Genomic DNA, 14114 nt, shown 5'->3' on the forward strand with positions numbered 1-14114 from the left:
CCCGGATGGCTCAGTCCGGTCGGTGTCGTCTGATCATGTCGTCGTCCTCCCTGCGGGCTCTCCCGGGCCCTCTTTGTCGGCAGCCCTCCAGCCGCCATGTCCAAATCCTACGACAAATTGTAATTTGAACAAATAGTCATTTTAATAATTTCGCAGCGTGGAATTGGCGCAGAGCGGCGGCTTCGGGGTGGCCCCGGCGCTGCGGCTGCGGCATACCTCTCACGTTGCCAGCCGAAGTTCATTGTCAGAGGCCCTGTTTCGCGCATGTCTGAAAACACCGAGAACGCCGACGATGTCATTGTCCGCATGGGCTACCGCACCGCCCGGAATGGTCGCCGTGCAGAGATCGGTGCCGCGCGTCGGGCCAAATCGCGCAACACGATCCTCACCGCCGCCTTCGCCTGCTACGGGCGGGCGGACGGGCGGATTGTCCGAATCGAGGACATCTGCAAGGCGGCAGGCGTAGCGCGGGGCACCTTCTACAACCACTTCGACGATCTCGAAGCGCTGCGCTATCAACTGCTCGAAGAAATGACCGGGGAATTCGACCGCGCGGTGCATCACATGTTCGGCGCGCTGGAGAACGCCGCCGAACAAAGCGCCGTCGCCATCCGCTATTACCTGCACGCGGCGGAAAAGAACCCCGCTTGGGGCTGGGCGATGATCCATTCCAGCGCACCAGGACATACGTTTGGCGAGATGGTCTGGCACAATTCGCTTGTGACGATCCGGCGCGGGGTGGAGGAAGGGCTGTTCCAGATCCCCACGGCAGAGATCGGGCGCGACATCCTCATGGGCGCGGTCGCGTCGGCCATGGTCTCGATCACCAGCGGCGCGACGCCCCGCGACTATCCGGAACAGATCTCCGAACACATCCTGATGGCCTTTGGCATGTCCCGAGACGCGGCGCGCGAATTGTCACGCCGCCCCCTGCCCGCCCTGCCGCCGATCGCGCATGACACCATCGTCATCGCCTCAATGCCCGCGCTGGGGGACATCGCGGACTAGGGTCACTCGATCTCGGTCCGCGCCAGCGGATAATCGGCGGCGTTCAGCACCCAGCCGTCCTTTGTCGAGAAATCCATGCGCGGCGGCGAGAAGATGTCGACGATCTGCGTCGCCTCAGAAGTCCAAAGCGTCGTGTGGATCGCGGGTGGCGGCAGCACCGTCAGCGAAGGGCTGGCGCAACGGATGTGCATATCCGGCCGCCAGTCCGCCATGTCAGAGGTCCAGGGCCAGCGCAGGAAATGCTCGAAATCCCCTTCCAGCGTCAGGCTGACCTGCTCGAAGCTGGCGTGGTAATGCGGCGAGACCTTCGAGGCGTCGCGCGGCGCAGTAAAGCGCGGCAGCACGTTCACCATCATCGTCGTACAGCGGAAAAGTCGGCCAAAGCGGCCATCCTGCTCGGGCACGTCGAGATCATAGGCGCGCAGGCGAAAGCCGCCCACCGGATCGGGCCAGGGTTGGAACGGGGGAATGTTCGGATTGACCGGAATCTCCGGGTTGGCGCAGTGGGCCACAAGGTCGGCCGCGCGCGTGGTGTAGAGGAAGCTTACCTGCCCCGTACCACGCACCGTCACGCTGCTGTCGCCCGGTGGAACGACAAACAGATGATTGCCCGGATGGTCGGTGACCGCGCCCTCTGCTGTCTCGATGTCGAAGCGGACACCGGCGTCGGTCGAGAACACCATGTATTCGTCCATCTGCCCTGTGCGGGCAAATGTGGCGGTGCCGTCCAGGCGGACCAGCCGCACCACGAGGTTGGTGCAGCGCATCATCCATGCCTGCCAGCCGTCGCCGGTCTGCTGCGGCGGCTCCTGGCTGAAGTTGCCCACTTCCGGGCCGCAGAACGGTACGCAGAAGCGGCGCTCCTTAGCCAAGGAGGTCAGTGCCTTGCGCGGATCGCTGTCATCGAACATGGGGGCCTGCGTGTTGTCTGATGTGGTCTTCCACCTCGCATGACGGACCGAGCGGCGCACGGGAAACCCGCGCCTGTTCCACGGTGCGGAATTGTTCGGGCCCGGGCTTGAGCGCGTTTGCAGGCGGTGCCACCACAGGCAGAAACGGAGAGCCCCATGACCCGAACGCTCGTCATCCTTGCCCATCCCGACATGGGCCGCAGCCGCATCAACCGCCGCTGGGCCGAGGCCATCCGCGCCGCAGGTGACATCACGCTGCACGATCTCTACGCGCGCTACCCAGATGGACAGATCGACGCCGAGGCCGAGCGGCAGCTGATGACCGATCACGCCCGAATCGTGCTGCAATTTCCCCTGACGTGGTATTCCTGCCCGCCGCTGCTGTCGGTCTGGCAGACCGAGATCATGAAGCGCGGCTGGGCCTACGGCCCCGGCGGGCGGGCGCTGCGGCTCAAGACGCTGGGCATCGCGGTCTCTACCGGATCGAACGGCCGCGACTACCAGCCAGACGGACGGTACGGCCGCACGCTCGACGAGGTCACCGTGCCTTTCGAACTGGTGGCCGTCCACACCGGCATGCACTATTTGCCGCCCTTTACCCTCACCGGCGCGCGCGAATGCGATGACGCGGCGCTTGCGGCCTCCGCGCAGGCCTATCTCCACCATCTCAGCCACGCCGAACCGCGCATTATCGCGTCCGGCAAGGATGACGACCGGGCGCGCACCGTCTACCCCGAGGATGCGGACGCTCACACGTAAGGCGCGCCCCTTTCGCAGGCCTCTGCGGCGGCGCGCAATTCGGTCTTCAGCGCCGCCACGTCGACATTGGCGCGCGCGAAATAGGTGATCCCCAGTGTGCCGACCAGCTTGGCCCCCAGCCGCAGCGGCACGGCAATGGAATGTGTCTCGGGTTGGATGTTGCCCGTCCGCTCGCCAAAGCCGCTGGCTCGGGTGAGCGCCACGACCGCATCCGCGCGCTGCGCTATGGCCTCCGCCTCCGCCGGGCTTGTTGCCGATTGCTGAAGCAAGGCTACGAGATGCACGCGTTCCTCCTTGGGACAGAATCCCAGGTAGGCGCGTCCGTGCGCATAATCCAGCAGCGTCATCCGGCGATTGATCGTCGACTGGTAGTGCGACAGCGGGCTCATGGGAATGGTGCTGAAGCGGATCACCAGTGCATCCACGTCCAGCGTCGCCAGCGCCGTCGGCCAAAGCGTGCGGCGGGTCAGCGCTTCCGCCGTCTCTCGCGCCACATCGAAAACCTGGGGCAAGCCGTGATGCCCGGCCCCCAGCGCCGCGACCTTCTCGGTTACGCAATACCCGGCCTGCCGCCCGATCTTGCGCACGTATCCCGCGCTCATGAGCGTCTCAAGCAGGCGCACGACCGTCGGCGCGGGCAGACCCGTCTCCTGCGCGAGCTGCTGCACGCGCACCACCGGGGCACGGTTCATGAATTCGAGGATCTGCAAGGTGCGCTCGACCGAGCGGACCGTTTTTTGCTGCGCGGGCTCCATGACGGGAGTCGTACAGGAACGCTATCAGGGCAGGAAGTGTCTTGGCCCGAAAGACACCGAGAGGCACGGTCGGACGCATCGTCAAAAACGTCGTGCACCGATGCAAAACGGGCGACGCCCCGACCCCATTCTTCGCAAGCGTCCCCAGCCTGACACCAGGCTTCTCAAGCCGATTGAATTTCAGCAGTTGTGTGCGGTGCGGCTTGATCAGCGCCTGTGCTGCGCCTCGCGCCAAGCCTGCCGCGCATTAAGACTGGTGCGGCGTGGCGGGAAGAGGGGTGCGAAAGATATCAAAACACCAAATTTACGGCGTGAAACCAATATCTTGTCGGTGGAAGGTGGCAGCCCGTAGGGGAATCGAACCCCTCTTTCCAGGTTGAAAACCTGGCGTCCTAACCGATAGACGAACGGGCCATACCTTGGCGTGAGGCGTGTTCTAGGGAAAGGCGGGCGCGCGCGCAAGCGGAAATTTCGCTATTTTTGGCCGGTGCGGCGATTGTGTGCGCCGGGATCGTGCCGTCCCAGCACCGGGTGAATTTTCGACGGAAAATCAACGAGATGAGACCAGGACCTGGCTAGTGTTCCGTGCTGGGGGCCGCGTCTTCGAGGCGCAGTTGCACCGACCGGCGCCCGCCCCATTCGTTGATCTCGAGCCGACCGGCCAGATGGAATCGTTTGCCGCCATGTCCGGCCAGCGCAGGGCCCATCGGACCGTCGAAGGCGCCGAAGGCAATCGCGTCGATGCGCGCGCCCAGCCCGTCGCCGAAACCGATCTTGAGGTGGCTGCTGCCCACCTGTTTGGCAAAGCCGATCTGCATGTCCGGAAAGACAAAGCGCGGCCCGGGCGCGCCTGCGCCGAAGGGGCCCGCGGCCTCGACCTGCTCGATCAGCTCGGTGGTCGCGGCGCCGGGCATCAGCATCCCGTCCAGACGCAGATCCGCAGGGCCGCCCTGCCCCGCGCCCTGCCGCGCCAGCAGTTCGGACAGCCGCGTCATGGCCAGTTCCAGCCGGTCGCGCGCCACCGTGAGGCCTGCGGCCATCTTGTGCCCGCCGCCCTTGATCAGCAGCCCCTCGGCGGCCAGCCGCTGGATCGCGGCGCCCAGATCGACGCCGTTGACAGACCGGCCCGACCCCTTGCCCTCGTCCCCGTCCAGGCCGATCACGATGGCTGGGCGGTTGGCCTGTTCCTTGAGCCGCGCGGCCACGATGCCGACGACGCCGGGATGCCAGCCTTCGCCCGCCGCCCAGACCAGCGGCGCATCCAGACCCCGCGCTTCGGCCTGCTCGAGCGCTGCGGCACGCACCGCCGCCTCGATCTCGCGCCGTTCGGTGTTGAGCTGGTCGAGCCGTTCGGCCATGGCCTGCGCCTCGGTCGGGTTGGTGCAGGACAAGAGCCGCGCGCCAAGGTCCGCCTGCCCGATGCGGCCGCCGGCGTTGACCCGCGGCCCCATGACAAAGCCCAGATGATAGGCGCTGGGTGCGGTGTCGAGTCGGGCGATGTCAGACAGCGCCACCAGCCCCGGCCGCACCCGTTGCGCCATCACCCGCAGCCCCTGGCGTACCAGCGCCCGGTTGACCCCTCGCAACGGCGCCACATCCGCCACGGTCGCCAGCGCCACCAGATCCAGCAGGCCCATCAGGTCGGGCCCTTTGGTGCCCGCCTCGCGCATCTGGCGCCCGGCCTCGACCAGCGTGAGAAAGACCACGGCCGCGGCGCAAAGATGCGCGAGATCGCCGGTTTCGTCCTGCCGGTTCGGGTTCACCACGGCGAGCGCCTGCGGCAGATCCTCCCCGCCCAGGTGATGGTCGAGGATGATCACATCCGCGCCCTTGGCCGCCGCCACCGGACCATGCGAAAGCGTGCCGCAATCGACACAGACGATAAGGTCGTGCCGCGCCGCCAGATCGGCCATCGCAGCGTCGTTGGGGCCATAGCCTTCGTCGATGCGGTCGGGCACATAAAGCGTGGCGTCGCGGCCCTGCTGGCGCAGCCAGTCCAGCAAGAGCGCCGCGGAACTGCCGCCATCCACGTCATAATCGGCAAAGATCGCCACCTTCTCGCGGCGCGTGACCGCCGCGATCAGCCGCGCCGCCGCGACGTCCGTATCCCGCAGGCTGCGCGGATCGGGCAAAAGGTCCCTCAGGGTTGGTTGCAGATAGGCCTCTGCCGCATCTGCCGCCACGCCCAGCCGGGCGAGCGTCTGACACAGCGCCGACGCAAGGCCGGTCTGCTGGGCCATCGCCTCTGCGGCGCGCGTGACCTCGGGTGCGGGACCGACCCAGCGCCGACCGGTCAACGACTGTTCAACGCCCAGAAAGCTCAATCCGTCCCCGTGCAGGAGCGCGACGCTCCCCCTTCATCCTGCCCTGAATGCCTGTCGGCAGCGGCGTGGCGCGTGGCTCAGGCCATCGCCTTGGTCGGGTTGCGATAGATCATGCGCCGCACCGATCCGGTCTTGGACCGCATCAGGATCGTTTCGGTCGTAAGGTACCCGACCTCGCGCTTGATTCCCGGCAGCAAAGAGCCCGATGTGACGCCGGTCGCGGCAAAGATCACGTGGTCGGTCACCATGTCGTCGCGGGCATAGATCCGGTCCAGATCGGTGATCCCGGCCTTTTCGGCGCGGCCCCGTTCGTCGTCGTTGCGGAACAGCAACCGGCCATACATCTGACCACCCATGCATTTCAGCGCCGATGCCGCCAGCACGCCCTCGGGCGCGCCGCCCGATCCCATGTACATGTCGATGCCGGTGATGCCGGTTTCGGCGCAGTGCATGACACCCGCGACGTCGCCATCGGTGATCAGGCGGATCGACGCGCCGGTCGACCGCACCTCGGCGATCATGTCCTCGTGCCGTGGGCGTTCGAGGATGCAGACGGTGATGTCGTCGGGCCCGCAGCCCTTGGCCGATGCCAGCGCCTTCACGCGTTCGGCGGGCGACATGTCCAGCGTCACCACGCCTTCGGCGTAGCCCGGACCGATCGCCAGCTTGTCCATGTATACATCGGGCGCGTGCAGCATCGACCCGCGCGGACCCATGGAAATCACGGTGAGCGCGTTCGGCATGTCCTTGGCGGTCAGCGTCGTCCCTTCGAGCGGGTCGAGCGCGATGTCCACTCCGGGGCCGTTGCCGGTGCCGACCTCCTCGCCGATATACAGCATCGGGGCTTCGTCCCGCTCGCCCTCGCCGATGACAACGACGCCCTGGATGTCGAGCTTGTTGAGCTGTTCGCGCATGGCATTGACGGCGGCCTGGTCGGCGGCCTTTTCATCGCCGCGCCCGATCAGCTTGGCCGAAGCGATGGCCGCGGCCTCGGACACCCGGGCCAGGCCCAGGGACAACATCCGGTCGTTGAAATCTTTGCTGGGCATATCCGGTCTTCCTCAAATTGGTTGTTGGCACTGCTCTAGCGTAGCGTCGCGGCCTTTCACAAGGCTGATGGCGGTAACAGCGCGCGGCAATTGCCGCAGCGCTCAGACCTGCTCGATGCGCAGCACCACCGGATCGCTTGCCAGCACACCGGTCTGCGCCATCGCCTCCAGCGCCTCGTTCAGGGTGCTGCGGGTGGCCTTGTGCGTGACGATCAGCACCGGCGCGGCATCGGCGGTATGGCCGTACTGGCGCATGCGGTCGATCGAGATTCCGGCGTTGCCCAGCACCGTAGCGATCTTGGCCAGCGCGCCGGGTTTGTCGACCAGCGACATGCGCAGGTAATAGGGTGCCGGTGTCGCCGATTTCGATGGGGTGGCGGCGCGCAGGGAACTGGCGGGCTGGCCGAAGGTCGACAGCCGGGTGCCGCGGGCGATGTCCATCACGTCGCCCATCACAGCGCTGGCGGTCGGGCCTTCGCCCGCCCCCGCGCCGCGCATCACGATCTGGCCAACCTGGTCGCCTTCGATCACCACCATGTTGGTGCCGCCCTCGAGCTGGCCCAGCGGCGATGTGGCAGGCACGAGGCAGGGTGCCATGCGCTGTTCCAACCCGCGCCCGGTCATGCGGGACACGCCCAGCAGCTTGATCTTGTAGCCCATGTCGGCGGCCTGGCGGATATCCTCGATGCTGATGCGCCCGATGCCCTCAAGCTCGACCGCGTCAAAGGCGACCTGGGTGCCATAGGCGATGGCGGCCAGCAGCGCCAGCTTGTGGCCCGCGTCGATGCCGCCCACGTCCAGCTCGGGATCGGCCTCGAGATATCCCAGCCCGTCGGCTTCGGCAAAAGCCTCGTCGTAGGTCAGGCCACCGTTTTCCATCCGCGTCAGGATGTAGTTGCAGGTGCCGTTCATCACGCCCATGACCCGGGTGATGTCGTTGCCGGCAAGCCCTTCGGTCAGCGCCTTGATGATCGGAATGCCGCCCGCCACCGCCGCTTCGAACCGCAGGACGCAGCCCTGATCCTCGGCCAGTTGCGCCAGCGCCTGGCCATGATGGGCCAGCATCGCCTTGTTGGCGGTAACCACGTCCTTGCCCGCCTTGAGCGCCGCCTCGGTCGCGGCCTTGGCGGGGCCGTCGCTGCCGCCCATGAGCTCGACAAAGACATCCACGTCGTCGCGGACCGCCAGTTGCACCGGATCATCCTCCCAGGCGTAGTCGGTCAGCGGCACGCCGCGGTCGGCATCGCGGTGGCGTGCCGACACGGCCGAGATCGTGACCTCGCGGCCGGTGCGTTCGCTCAGCAGCGCGGCCTTCTGGCGGACGATCTTGACGACGCCTGCGCCAACGGTGCCCAGGCCCGCGATTCCAAGGCGCAAAGGGTCAGACATGGCCGGTCTCCTGATAGGGGTCACTTCGCGCGGTTCGTAGCCGGTTCGGCGAGAACGTGCAACGCCGTCTCAGCCCGCCCCGCGCACGCCGCGCCGCATCCGCGCCCGGGTCGCCGCATCGACCACCGGGGCACGCAGCCGCGCCGCCCGCGCCTTGAGCGCCGCCGCCCGGCCCTTGACGTTCTCGCGCACGATCTCGGTCGCGCGCGGCGCGGGCGCTTCCAGCAGCCGCTCCAACGGGACCAGCCGGGGATACTCGGCCTCCGCCACGCCCGGCGTTGCGGTCGCGTCGAGTTCGGGGAACTGCGCACAGGCGACAAGCACGAACAGCAGGGCAGGCAAAAGACGGCGCATCGGGGCTCACAGGGTTGCTGTCTCTCTCATGCCGCAGTCGGGGCGTCGGGGCAAGCATCAGGGTTGATCTGAACAGGCGTTCAATTCACTCTGGGCCCATGGCACGCACCGCAGGATCGCATTCCGACATCACCGGACCGAAGGTGCGCGCCGCCGCTCTGACCCTATTCGCGCGGCACGGCTATGCGGCGGTGTCGATGCGCCAGATCGCGGCCGAGGTCGGCGTTCAGGTCGGCGCGCTTTACAATTACACCGCCGATAAGCAGGCGCTGCTTTTTTCCCTGCTCAAGGGCCATATGGACGATCTGCTGGCCGCCCGCGCCGCGATGCCGCCCACCGGCACACCGATGGCCCGGCTCGAGGCCTTCACGCGGTTTCACATCCGATTTCACCTTGAGCGGCCCGAGGCGGTCTTCATCTCGTACATGGAGCTGCGCAACCTGACGCCCGCGCATTTCAAGGCGATCGAGGATCTGCGCCGTCAGTACGAAACCGCGCTCGAGGATATCCTCAAGGACGGCCACGCGGCGGGCGTGTTCGCGGTGCCCGACACCAAGATCGCCACACTGGGGCTGATCGCGATGCTGACCGGCGTCAACACCTGGTACCGCACCGGTGGGCGGCTGTCGCAGGATCAGGTTGCGGAGATCTACTGGGACATGACGCGCAAGGCGGTCGCGGCCTAGGGTCGGGCCCCATCGATCCTATCGGGTCGCCTGGATCGATTCGAGGTATTCCAGCAGCGCCACAAGCTTGCGCGGGGTCGGCGTTTCCACCCCGTCGCCGGTGTCGAGCGGAATCAGATCGCCGCGCAGCAGCTCGCCGAACTCGGGCATGTTCGGCCCTTCGACAGCCGACCGGGCATAGCCGTCGATGGTCGACAGCACCCGCGCACGCGGGAAGGTGTCGCCGTTGCGCACCGCGATCAGCGTCAGGTTCGCAGGCGCCTTGGTCATCGCCCGCGCCATCGGGCCGTTGCCCTTGCCATCCGCACCGTGGCACACCGCGCAGTTTTCCATGAACAGACGCTGGCCTTCCGACGCGCCGGGCATGGCGGTGTCGCCGGTGGGCTCGCAAGCCGCGAGCGTCAGCGCCGCGAGGAAGGAAAGCGTGAAGGGGCGTGCGCGCATGAGAGATGCCTTTCGTAACCGGGTGGACCTTGTGTCGCGCGACGGCGTCGCGGTTGCAAGCCCCGCATGACCAGTCAGCCCGATCCGCGCACGCTTTGACCTTGATCTGGGTCAGGCCGGGGGCCAGAGTGCCCGCAAAACGAAAGTGCCAGAATGCCGCTTTATGCCTTCACGATGCTTCTTGCCGGAATCGGCATCCCTATCCTCGCCGCGCTGAACGCCGCCCTGGGCACCCGCATGGGGTCGCCCATCGCGGCGGCGACGATCCTTTTTTGCGTGGCGCTGGCGGCCTCGTGCCTAGCGTTGCTCGTGGCCGGGCCGCAGTCCATCGCGCGGGCAGCGGGGGCGCCGCGGCACCTGTTCCTCGGCGGGCTTTTGGTGGCCTTCTACGTGATCTCAATCACCATGATCGCGCCCCGGTTCGGGGTCGGCAACGCCGTGTTCTTCGTGCTGCTGGGGCAGTTGATTTCCGCCGCCATCATCGACCACTACGGTCTTTTCGGCGCGCGCATCAGCCCGCTGTCGCTGTCGCGGGCCACCGGCATCGCGCTGATGGCCGCAGGCGTCTGGGTCACGCAAAAGGTGTGACGCTTGCGGCCCCGGCTCAGTTCACCATCAGATCGCTGACCGACGCGCGGATCGCTGTTTCGGTATCGTCGCTGTCGCCCGATACCGCCACGCCGACCAGCGCCCCGGGGGTGCCGCCGAAGGCCTTGGCGAAATCCGTGCCCAGATCGACCTCTTCGCTTTCGGATCCGGTGCCCGAGGGGCGCAGCACGATGGTCTTGCCGCGATCGCCCAGATACGGGCTGTCCAGCACATCGCCGCGCTGGTGATCGCCGCCCCAAACATAGACCAGCACCCGCGCCGCGTCGTTGGTCAGCAGCTTGCGCACCGATTCGTCTTTCAGCTCGCGGGCCTGCTCGGCGGGCAGAAAGACGAAATACATCGCCAGATTGCGGTCATCCCCGCCCTTTTTGCGCAGGTCGGTCGCGGGTACCGACTGATCCACCTGCCACGACCAACTGGCACTGGTCGCGGACCAGAGCGATTCCGGCAGCGGGCTGTAGGCCAGCGACACGGTGCCGTCGGATTCCATCATCAGCGTCGCGCCGTCAAAGCTGTAGTCGTTCGAGGAAAAGAGCGAAAACCGCTGCTCTTTCCAGCTGTCGTCAAACGCGATCTGCGCGCCGATGGCAGGCGTGCCAAGCGCCAGCGCACCCAGAAGGGCCATCGTCAAACGTGTCATGTCTCACCTCATGTCTTTGCGCCTAACGGTGGCGCAACACCCCTTGAAGACAAGCGACAATCGCGTGAGCCGCCGTTACCGCGCGGCCAGGTCCTGCAACTGCTGCCACAGCGGATCGGGCACCTCGACCTCGGTCAGCGGGGTCTTGCCGCGCCCCGGCATCCGGGTGCCTTCGTCCTGCGCCACGGCCTCGGCCAGGGCGGTCAGGCGGCTGGCATAGCTGTCCGACACGCGCGGATCGATCAGGATGAAATACTGGCCCAGCCGGTGCGGCGCGCCCTCGGGCGCCTTGAGCGGCTTGACCTCGGTGCTGGGCAGCGATCCGCAGAGCCCCGAAACCAGCAGTTCCGCCATCAGCCCAAAGCCCCAGCCCTTGTAGCCGCCCGCGCTGGTCAGCGTGCCCTTGAGCGCCACGTCAGGGTCGGTCGTGGGCCGACCATCGGCATCCAGCGCCCAGCCTTCCGGAATGGCGCGGCCCGCCGCCTTGGCCATGGTGATGTGCCCCAGCGCCACGGTGGTGGTGGACTGATCGAAGAGCATGCCGATGCCGCCCTGCCCGTCCGGCGCCGCGAAGGAAACCGGGTTGGTGCCGATCACCCGGCTTTGCCCACCGGGGGGTGCGACGATGGGCGAGGCATTGGTCAGCCCCAGCCCGATCAGCCCAGCGCGCGCGATCTGTTCGGTGAAATACCCCAGCGCCGTGCAGGTATGGGCGTGGTGGATCGCCACCGTCGCGACGCCGGTTTCCCGCGCCACCTCTGCCGCCTGCGGTAGCGCGCGGGCAAAGGCGGGCTGGGCAAAGCCGTCGCCCGCATGCACGTTCAGCACCGCCGGGCGCGGTCGGGTGATCTTAGGTTCCGCGCGGCCGCTGACACGCCCGGTCACAAGCTGCTGGCAATAGCTTTCCAGGTAATAAAGCCCGCAGATCCGGTTCGCCCGCGCCTCGGCCCAGCCGATGGCCCGTGCCATTTCCTGCGCAATCCAGGGCGCCGCCCCATGGGCTTGCAGGGCTTTCGCCGAAAGCTCTTCTATTCGGGTGACGGGTATCTGCGGCATGTCCGGTCCTTAGTCATCGGTCACCGACAGTCTTGCACGGCGAAAAGCTCTGCGGAAGCCGGCCCGTCAGAGCGCCCGCAGATGCCCCTGATCCAGCCGCAGCTGCCGGTCCATGCGCGCGGCCAGTTCGAGGTTGTGCGTGGCGATCACCGCCGAAAGGCCGGTGTCGCGCACCAGGGCGGTCAGCGCCGCAAAGACCTGATCCGAGGTTTCGGGATCGAGGTTGCCGGTGGGTTCGTCCGCCAGCAGAAGCTGCGGCTGGTTGGCCAGCGCCCGGCAGACTGCCACGCGCTGCTGTTCGCCGCCTGACAGCGCAGCCGGCCGGTGGGTCGCGCGGGGCGCGATGCCAACCGTTTCCAGAAGCGCCATCGCCCGGGCCTCGGCCTCGGCCCGGCCCGTGCCGTTCGCCAGTTGCGGCAGGACGATGTTTTCCAGCGCCGAAAACTCGGGCAGCAGGTGGTGGAACTGATAGACGAAGCCCACGCCGTCGCGGCGCAGCGCCGTGCGCCTACGGTCGGACTGGCCGGTCATGTCGGCCCCGCCGATCAGCACCCGCCCCGCATCCGGAGTGTCCAAAAGCCCCGCGATGTGCAGAAGCGTCGACTTGCCCGCACCCGAGGGCGCCACCAGCGCCACGATCTCGCCCGGCTGCACCGTCAGCGATGCGCCGCGCAGAACGTGGATCTCTCCCGGCTCGCCGCGGTTGTAAACCTTCTCGATCCCTTCAAGATGCAACACCGGATCACTCATAGCGCAGCGCCTCGACCGGGTTCATGCGGGCCGCGCGGCGGGCCGGAAAGATCGTCACGATGAAAGACAGCCCCAGCGACAAGGTCACCGCCGACAGCACATCGCCCAGCTGCAACTTCGCGGGCAGCGCATAGATGCCGCGAATGCTGGGGTCCCAGATACCGCCCCCGGCGACATAGTTCACGAAGGAGAATATCTGGTCGATATAAAGCGCGAAGAGGCACCCCAGCAAAACGCCCACGGCCGTGCCGATCAGCCCGGTGAACGATCCGCAGATGAAAAACACCCGCAGCACCGACCCTTCGCTCAGCCCCATGGTGCGCAGGATGCCGATGTCGCGGCCCTTGTTCTTGACCAGCATGATCAGGCCCGACACGATGTTCATCGCCGCGATCAGCACGAGGATCGACAGGATCACGAACATCACGTTATCCTCGATCTCGAGCGCGCGCAGAAACCCGCCCGACGCGTCCTGCCAGGTCCAGATCAGCGCCCGTTCACCCCCCGCGCGCATCAGCGGCAGGGCCATTTCCTCGACCCGGTCGGGATCGGCGACCATCACCTCGACCTCGTCGGCCACGCCTTCGCGGTTGAAGTAAAGCTGCGCCTCGTCAAAGGGCATGTAGACCCGGGTGCGGTCGATGTCATAGCGCCCGGCGGTGAAGATATAGACCACCTCGTAGGCCTTCACGCGCGGGCTGGTGCCGAACGCCGTCTTGACCCCGTCGGGCGAGATCAGGCGGATGCTGTCGCCCACGTCCACGCCCAGTTCCCGCGCCACGCCCGATCCGATGGCGATGCCTTCGCCAAAGCGCGCCAGATCGCCGCTCGAAGCGTCGGGATCGGCGATGCGCGGCAGCGTCGCGATGTCGGCGGGCCGGATGCCGTAGGTTTCGACGCCCGCGTTGCGGCCATTGGCGGTGCCCATGACCTGCCCCTTGATCAGCGGCGCGGCGCGTGTCACGCCCGGCACCCGTGCTATCCGGTCGGCCAGAGCCTCGTACTCCGCGATGCTGCGGTCGGTATTGCCCAGATCATCGACTTCAGAGCTGAAATAGACCGTGGCATGGGCGTTCGATCCCAGAATCGTGTCGACGAATTCGGCCCGGAACCCCGACCGGACGGCCAGCGTCGCGATCAGGGCAAAGACCGCGAGCGTGATGCCGATCAGGCTGATCCACGTCATCACGCTGACACCGCCTTCGGCGCGGCGGGCGCGCAGATAGCGCCAGGCGATCATCCATTCGAACGGGGCGAAGGGGGGCGGGGATTTGGCCACGTGACGTGCCTTTCTGCTGCTCGCGCGGAAAGTGGCCCTTGCGGGCGGCAGGGTCAAGGACCGCCCTTGCGACAGGGCGCAGAGGGGAAACGCGTTCACAT

The 14114-nt window shown here is 66.9% G+C and carries 14 protein-coding genes, 1 tRNA gene and 1 pseudogene; 4 read left to right on the top strand and 12 right to left on the bottom strand.

The window, feature by feature from the left end; all coding sequences use genetic code 11:
• Nucleotides 1-264: 264 nt before the first annotated feature.
• Nucleotides 265-1008 (top strand): TetR/AcrR family transcriptional regulator, encoded by a 744-nt coding sequence (locus ACOXXX_RS19015; RefSeq protein WP_422828199.1) that lies wholly within the window; start codon nucleotides 265-267, stop codon nucleotides 1006-1008.
• A gap of 2 nt (nucleotides 1009-1010) precedes the next feature.
• On the opposite strand, the gene ACOXXX_RS19020 is transcribed toward ACOXXX_RS19015, so the two are convergent.
• Complete coding sequence (locus tag ACOXXX_RS19020) at nucleotides 1011-1919, bottom strand: hypothetical protein (RefSeq protein ID WP_422828200.1); 909 nt, start codon at nucleotides 1917-1919, stop codon at nucleotides 1011-1013.
• 156 nt (nucleotides 1920-2075) lie between these two features.
• On the opposite strand from ACOXXX_RS19020, the gene ACOXXX_RS19025 reads away from it, so the two are divergent.
• Entirely contained in the window at nucleotides 2076-2678 is a 603-nt protein-coding gene (locus tag ACOXXX_RS19025; RefSeq protein WP_422828201.1) for an NAD(P)H-dependent oxidoreductase, read from the top strand.
• Here the strand turns inward: ACOXXX_RS19025 and ACOXXX_RS19030 are convergent.
• The 6 genes from ACOXXX_RS19030 to ACOXXX_RS19055 form a co-directional block, all read right to left on the bottom strand.
• Entirely contained in the window at nucleotides 2669-3433 is a 765-nt protein-coding gene (locus ACOXXX_RS19030; protein ID WP_422828202.1) for a DNA-binding transcriptional regulator, read from the bottom strand. The genes ACOXXX_RS19025 and ACOXXX_RS19030 overlap by 10 nt on opposite strands.
• A gap of 339 nt (nucleotides 3434-3772) precedes the next feature.
• Nucleotides 3773-3847 (bottom strand) — tRNA-Glu (locus ACOXXX_RS19035).
• A 161-nt stretch (nucleotides 3848-4008) separates the two neighbouring features.
• A complete protein-coding gene (gene recJ, locus ACOXXX_RS19040) occupies nucleotides 4009-5757 on the bottom strand; it encodes a single-stranded-DNA-specific exonuclease RecJ (RefSeq protein WP_422828203.1) in 1749 nt (582 codons plus the stop codon).
• Nucleotides 5758-5834: 77 nt separating this feature from the next.
• Complete coding sequence (glpX, locus tag ACOXXX_RS19045; RefSeq protein WP_422828204.1) at nucleotides 5835-6806, bottom strand: class II fructose-bisphosphatase; 972 nt, start codon at nucleotides 6804-6806, stop codon at nucleotides 5835-5837.
• Nucleotides 6807-6908: 102 nt separating this feature from the next.
• On the bottom strand, nucleotides 6909-8195 hold the full coding sequence (locus tag ACOXXX_RS19050) for a homoserine dehydrogenase (protein WP_422828205.1): 1287 nt from the start codon (nucleotides 8193-8195) through the stop codon (nucleotides 6909-6911).
• Nucleotides 8196-8264: 69 nt separating this feature from the next.
• Nucleotides 8265-8549, bottom strand: a complete 285-nt coding sequence (locus ACOXXX_RS19055) for a hypothetical protein (RefSeq protein ID WP_422828206.1) — start codon at nucleotides 8547-8549, stop codon at nucleotides 8265-8267.
• Between the two features lie 98 nt (nucleotides 8550-8647).
• Between ACOXXX_RS19055 and ACOXXX_RS19060 the strand changes: the two genes are divergently transcribed.
• Nucleotides 8648-9235, top strand: coding sequence for a TetR/AcrR family transcriptional regulator (locus tag ACOXXX_RS19060; protein WP_422828207.1), 588 nt, complete (start codon nucleotides 8648-8650; stop codon nucleotides 9233-9235).
• A gap of 18 nt (nucleotides 9236-9253) precedes the next feature.
• Here ACOXXX_RS19060 and ACOXXX_RS19065 read toward each other — a convergent pair whose 3' ends face one another.
• Entirely contained in the window at nucleotides 9254-9679 is a 426-nt protein-coding gene (locus ACOXXX_RS19065) for a c-type cytochrome (RefSeq protein ID WP_422828208.1), read from the bottom strand.
• A 153-nt stretch (nucleotides 9680-9832) separates the two neighbouring features.
• On the opposite strand from ACOXXX_RS19065, the gene ACOXXX_RS19070 reads away from it, so the two are divergent.
• Nucleotides 9833-10267, top strand: a complete 435-nt coding sequence (locus tag ACOXXX_RS19070; RefSeq protein ID WP_422828209.1) for a DMT family transporter — start codon at nucleotides 9833-9835, stop codon at nucleotides 10265-10267.
• 16 nt (nucleotides 10268-10283) lie between these two features.
• Here the strand turns inward: ACOXXX_RS19070 and ACOXXX_RS19075 are convergent, their stop codons facing one another.
• From ACOXXX_RS19075 to ACOXXX_RS19090, 4 genes and pseudogenes are all read right to left on the bottom strand, one after another.
• On the bottom strand, nucleotides 10284-10928 hold the full coding sequence (locus tag ACOXXX_RS19075; protein WP_422828210.1) for a DUF3047 domain-containing protein: 645 nt from the start codon (nucleotides 10926-10928) through the stop codon (nucleotides 10284-10286).
• A gap of 75 nt (nucleotides 10929-11003) precedes the next feature.
• On the bottom strand, nucleotides 11004-11984 hold the full coding sequence (locus tag ACOXXX_RS19080; RefSeq protein WP_422828211.1) for an Ldh family oxidoreductase: 981 nt from the start codon (nucleotides 11982-11984) through the stop codon (nucleotides 11004-11006).
• A gap of 216 nt (nucleotides 11985-12200) precedes the next feature.
• Nucleotides 12201-12734: pseudogene (locus tag ACOXXX_RS19085) on the bottom strand (ABC transporter ATP-binding protein); the annotation flags it as partial.
• Nucleotides 12727-14013 (bottom strand): lipoprotein-releasing ABC transporter permease subunit, encoded by a 1287-nt coding sequence (locus ACOXXX_RS19090; RefSeq protein ID WP_422828212.1) that lies wholly within the window; start codon nucleotides 14011-14013, stop codon nucleotides 12727-12729. The pseudogene ACOXXX_RS19085 and the gene ACOXXX_RS19090, both read right to left, overlap by 8 nt.
• Between the last annotated feature and the right edge of the window lie 101 nt (nucleotides 14014-14114).

The sequence above is a fragment of the Thalassococcus sp. BH17M4-6 genome, assembly GCF_049323015.1.
GTDB lineage: Bacteria > Pseudomonadota > Alphaproteobacteria > Rhodobacterales > Rhodobacteraceae > Puniceibacterium.

Coding starts and splice junctions, on each gene's coding strand:
- ACOXXX_RS19015 (WP_422828199.1), top strand. CDS start 265: ATGTCTGAAAACACCGAGAACGCCGACGATGTCATTGTCCGCATGGGC.
- ACOXXX_RS19020 (WP_422828200.1), bottom strand. CDS start 1,919: ATGTTCGATGACAGCGATCCGCGCAAGGCACTGACCTCCTTGGCTAAG.
- ACOXXX_RS19025 (WP_422828201.1), top strand. CDS start 2,076: ATGACCCGAACGCTCGTCATCCTTGCCCATCCCGACATGGGCCGCAGC.
- ACOXXX_RS19030 (WP_422828202.1), bottom strand. CDS start 3,433: ATGGAGCCCGCGCAGCAAAAAACGGTCCGCTCGGTCGAGCGCACCTTG.
- glpX (WP_422828204.1), bottom strand. CDS start 6,806: ATGCCCAGCAAAGATTTCAACGACCGGATGTTGTCCCTGGGCCTGGCC.
- ACOXXX_RS19050 (WP_422828205.1), bottom strand. CDS start 8,195: ATGTCTGACCCTTTGCGCCTTGGAATCGCGGGCCTGGGCACCGTTGGC.
- ACOXXX_RS19055 (WP_422828206.1), bottom strand. CDS start 8,549: ATGCGCCGTCTTTTGCCTGCCCTGCTGTTCGTGCTTGTCGCCTGTGCG.
- ACOXXX_RS19060 (WP_422828207.1), top strand. CDS start 8,648: ATGGCACGCACCGCAGGATCGCATTCCGACATCACCGGACCGAAGGTG.
- ACOXXX_RS19065 (WP_422828208.1), bottom strand. CDS start 9,679: ATGCGCGCACGCCCCTTCACGCTTTCCTTCCTCGCGGCGCTGACGCTC.
- ACOXXX_RS19070 (WP_422828209.1), top strand. CDS start 9,833: ATGCCGCTTTATGCCTTCACGATGCTTCTTGCCGGAATCGGCATCCCT.
- ACOXXX_RS19075 (WP_422828210.1), bottom strand. CDS start 10,928: ATGACACGTTTGACGATGGCCCTTCTGGGTGCGCTGGCGCTTGGCACG.
- ACOXXX_RS19080 (WP_422828211.1), bottom strand. CDS start 11,984: ATGCCGCAGATACCCGTCACCCGAATAGAAGAGCTTTCGGCGAAAGCC.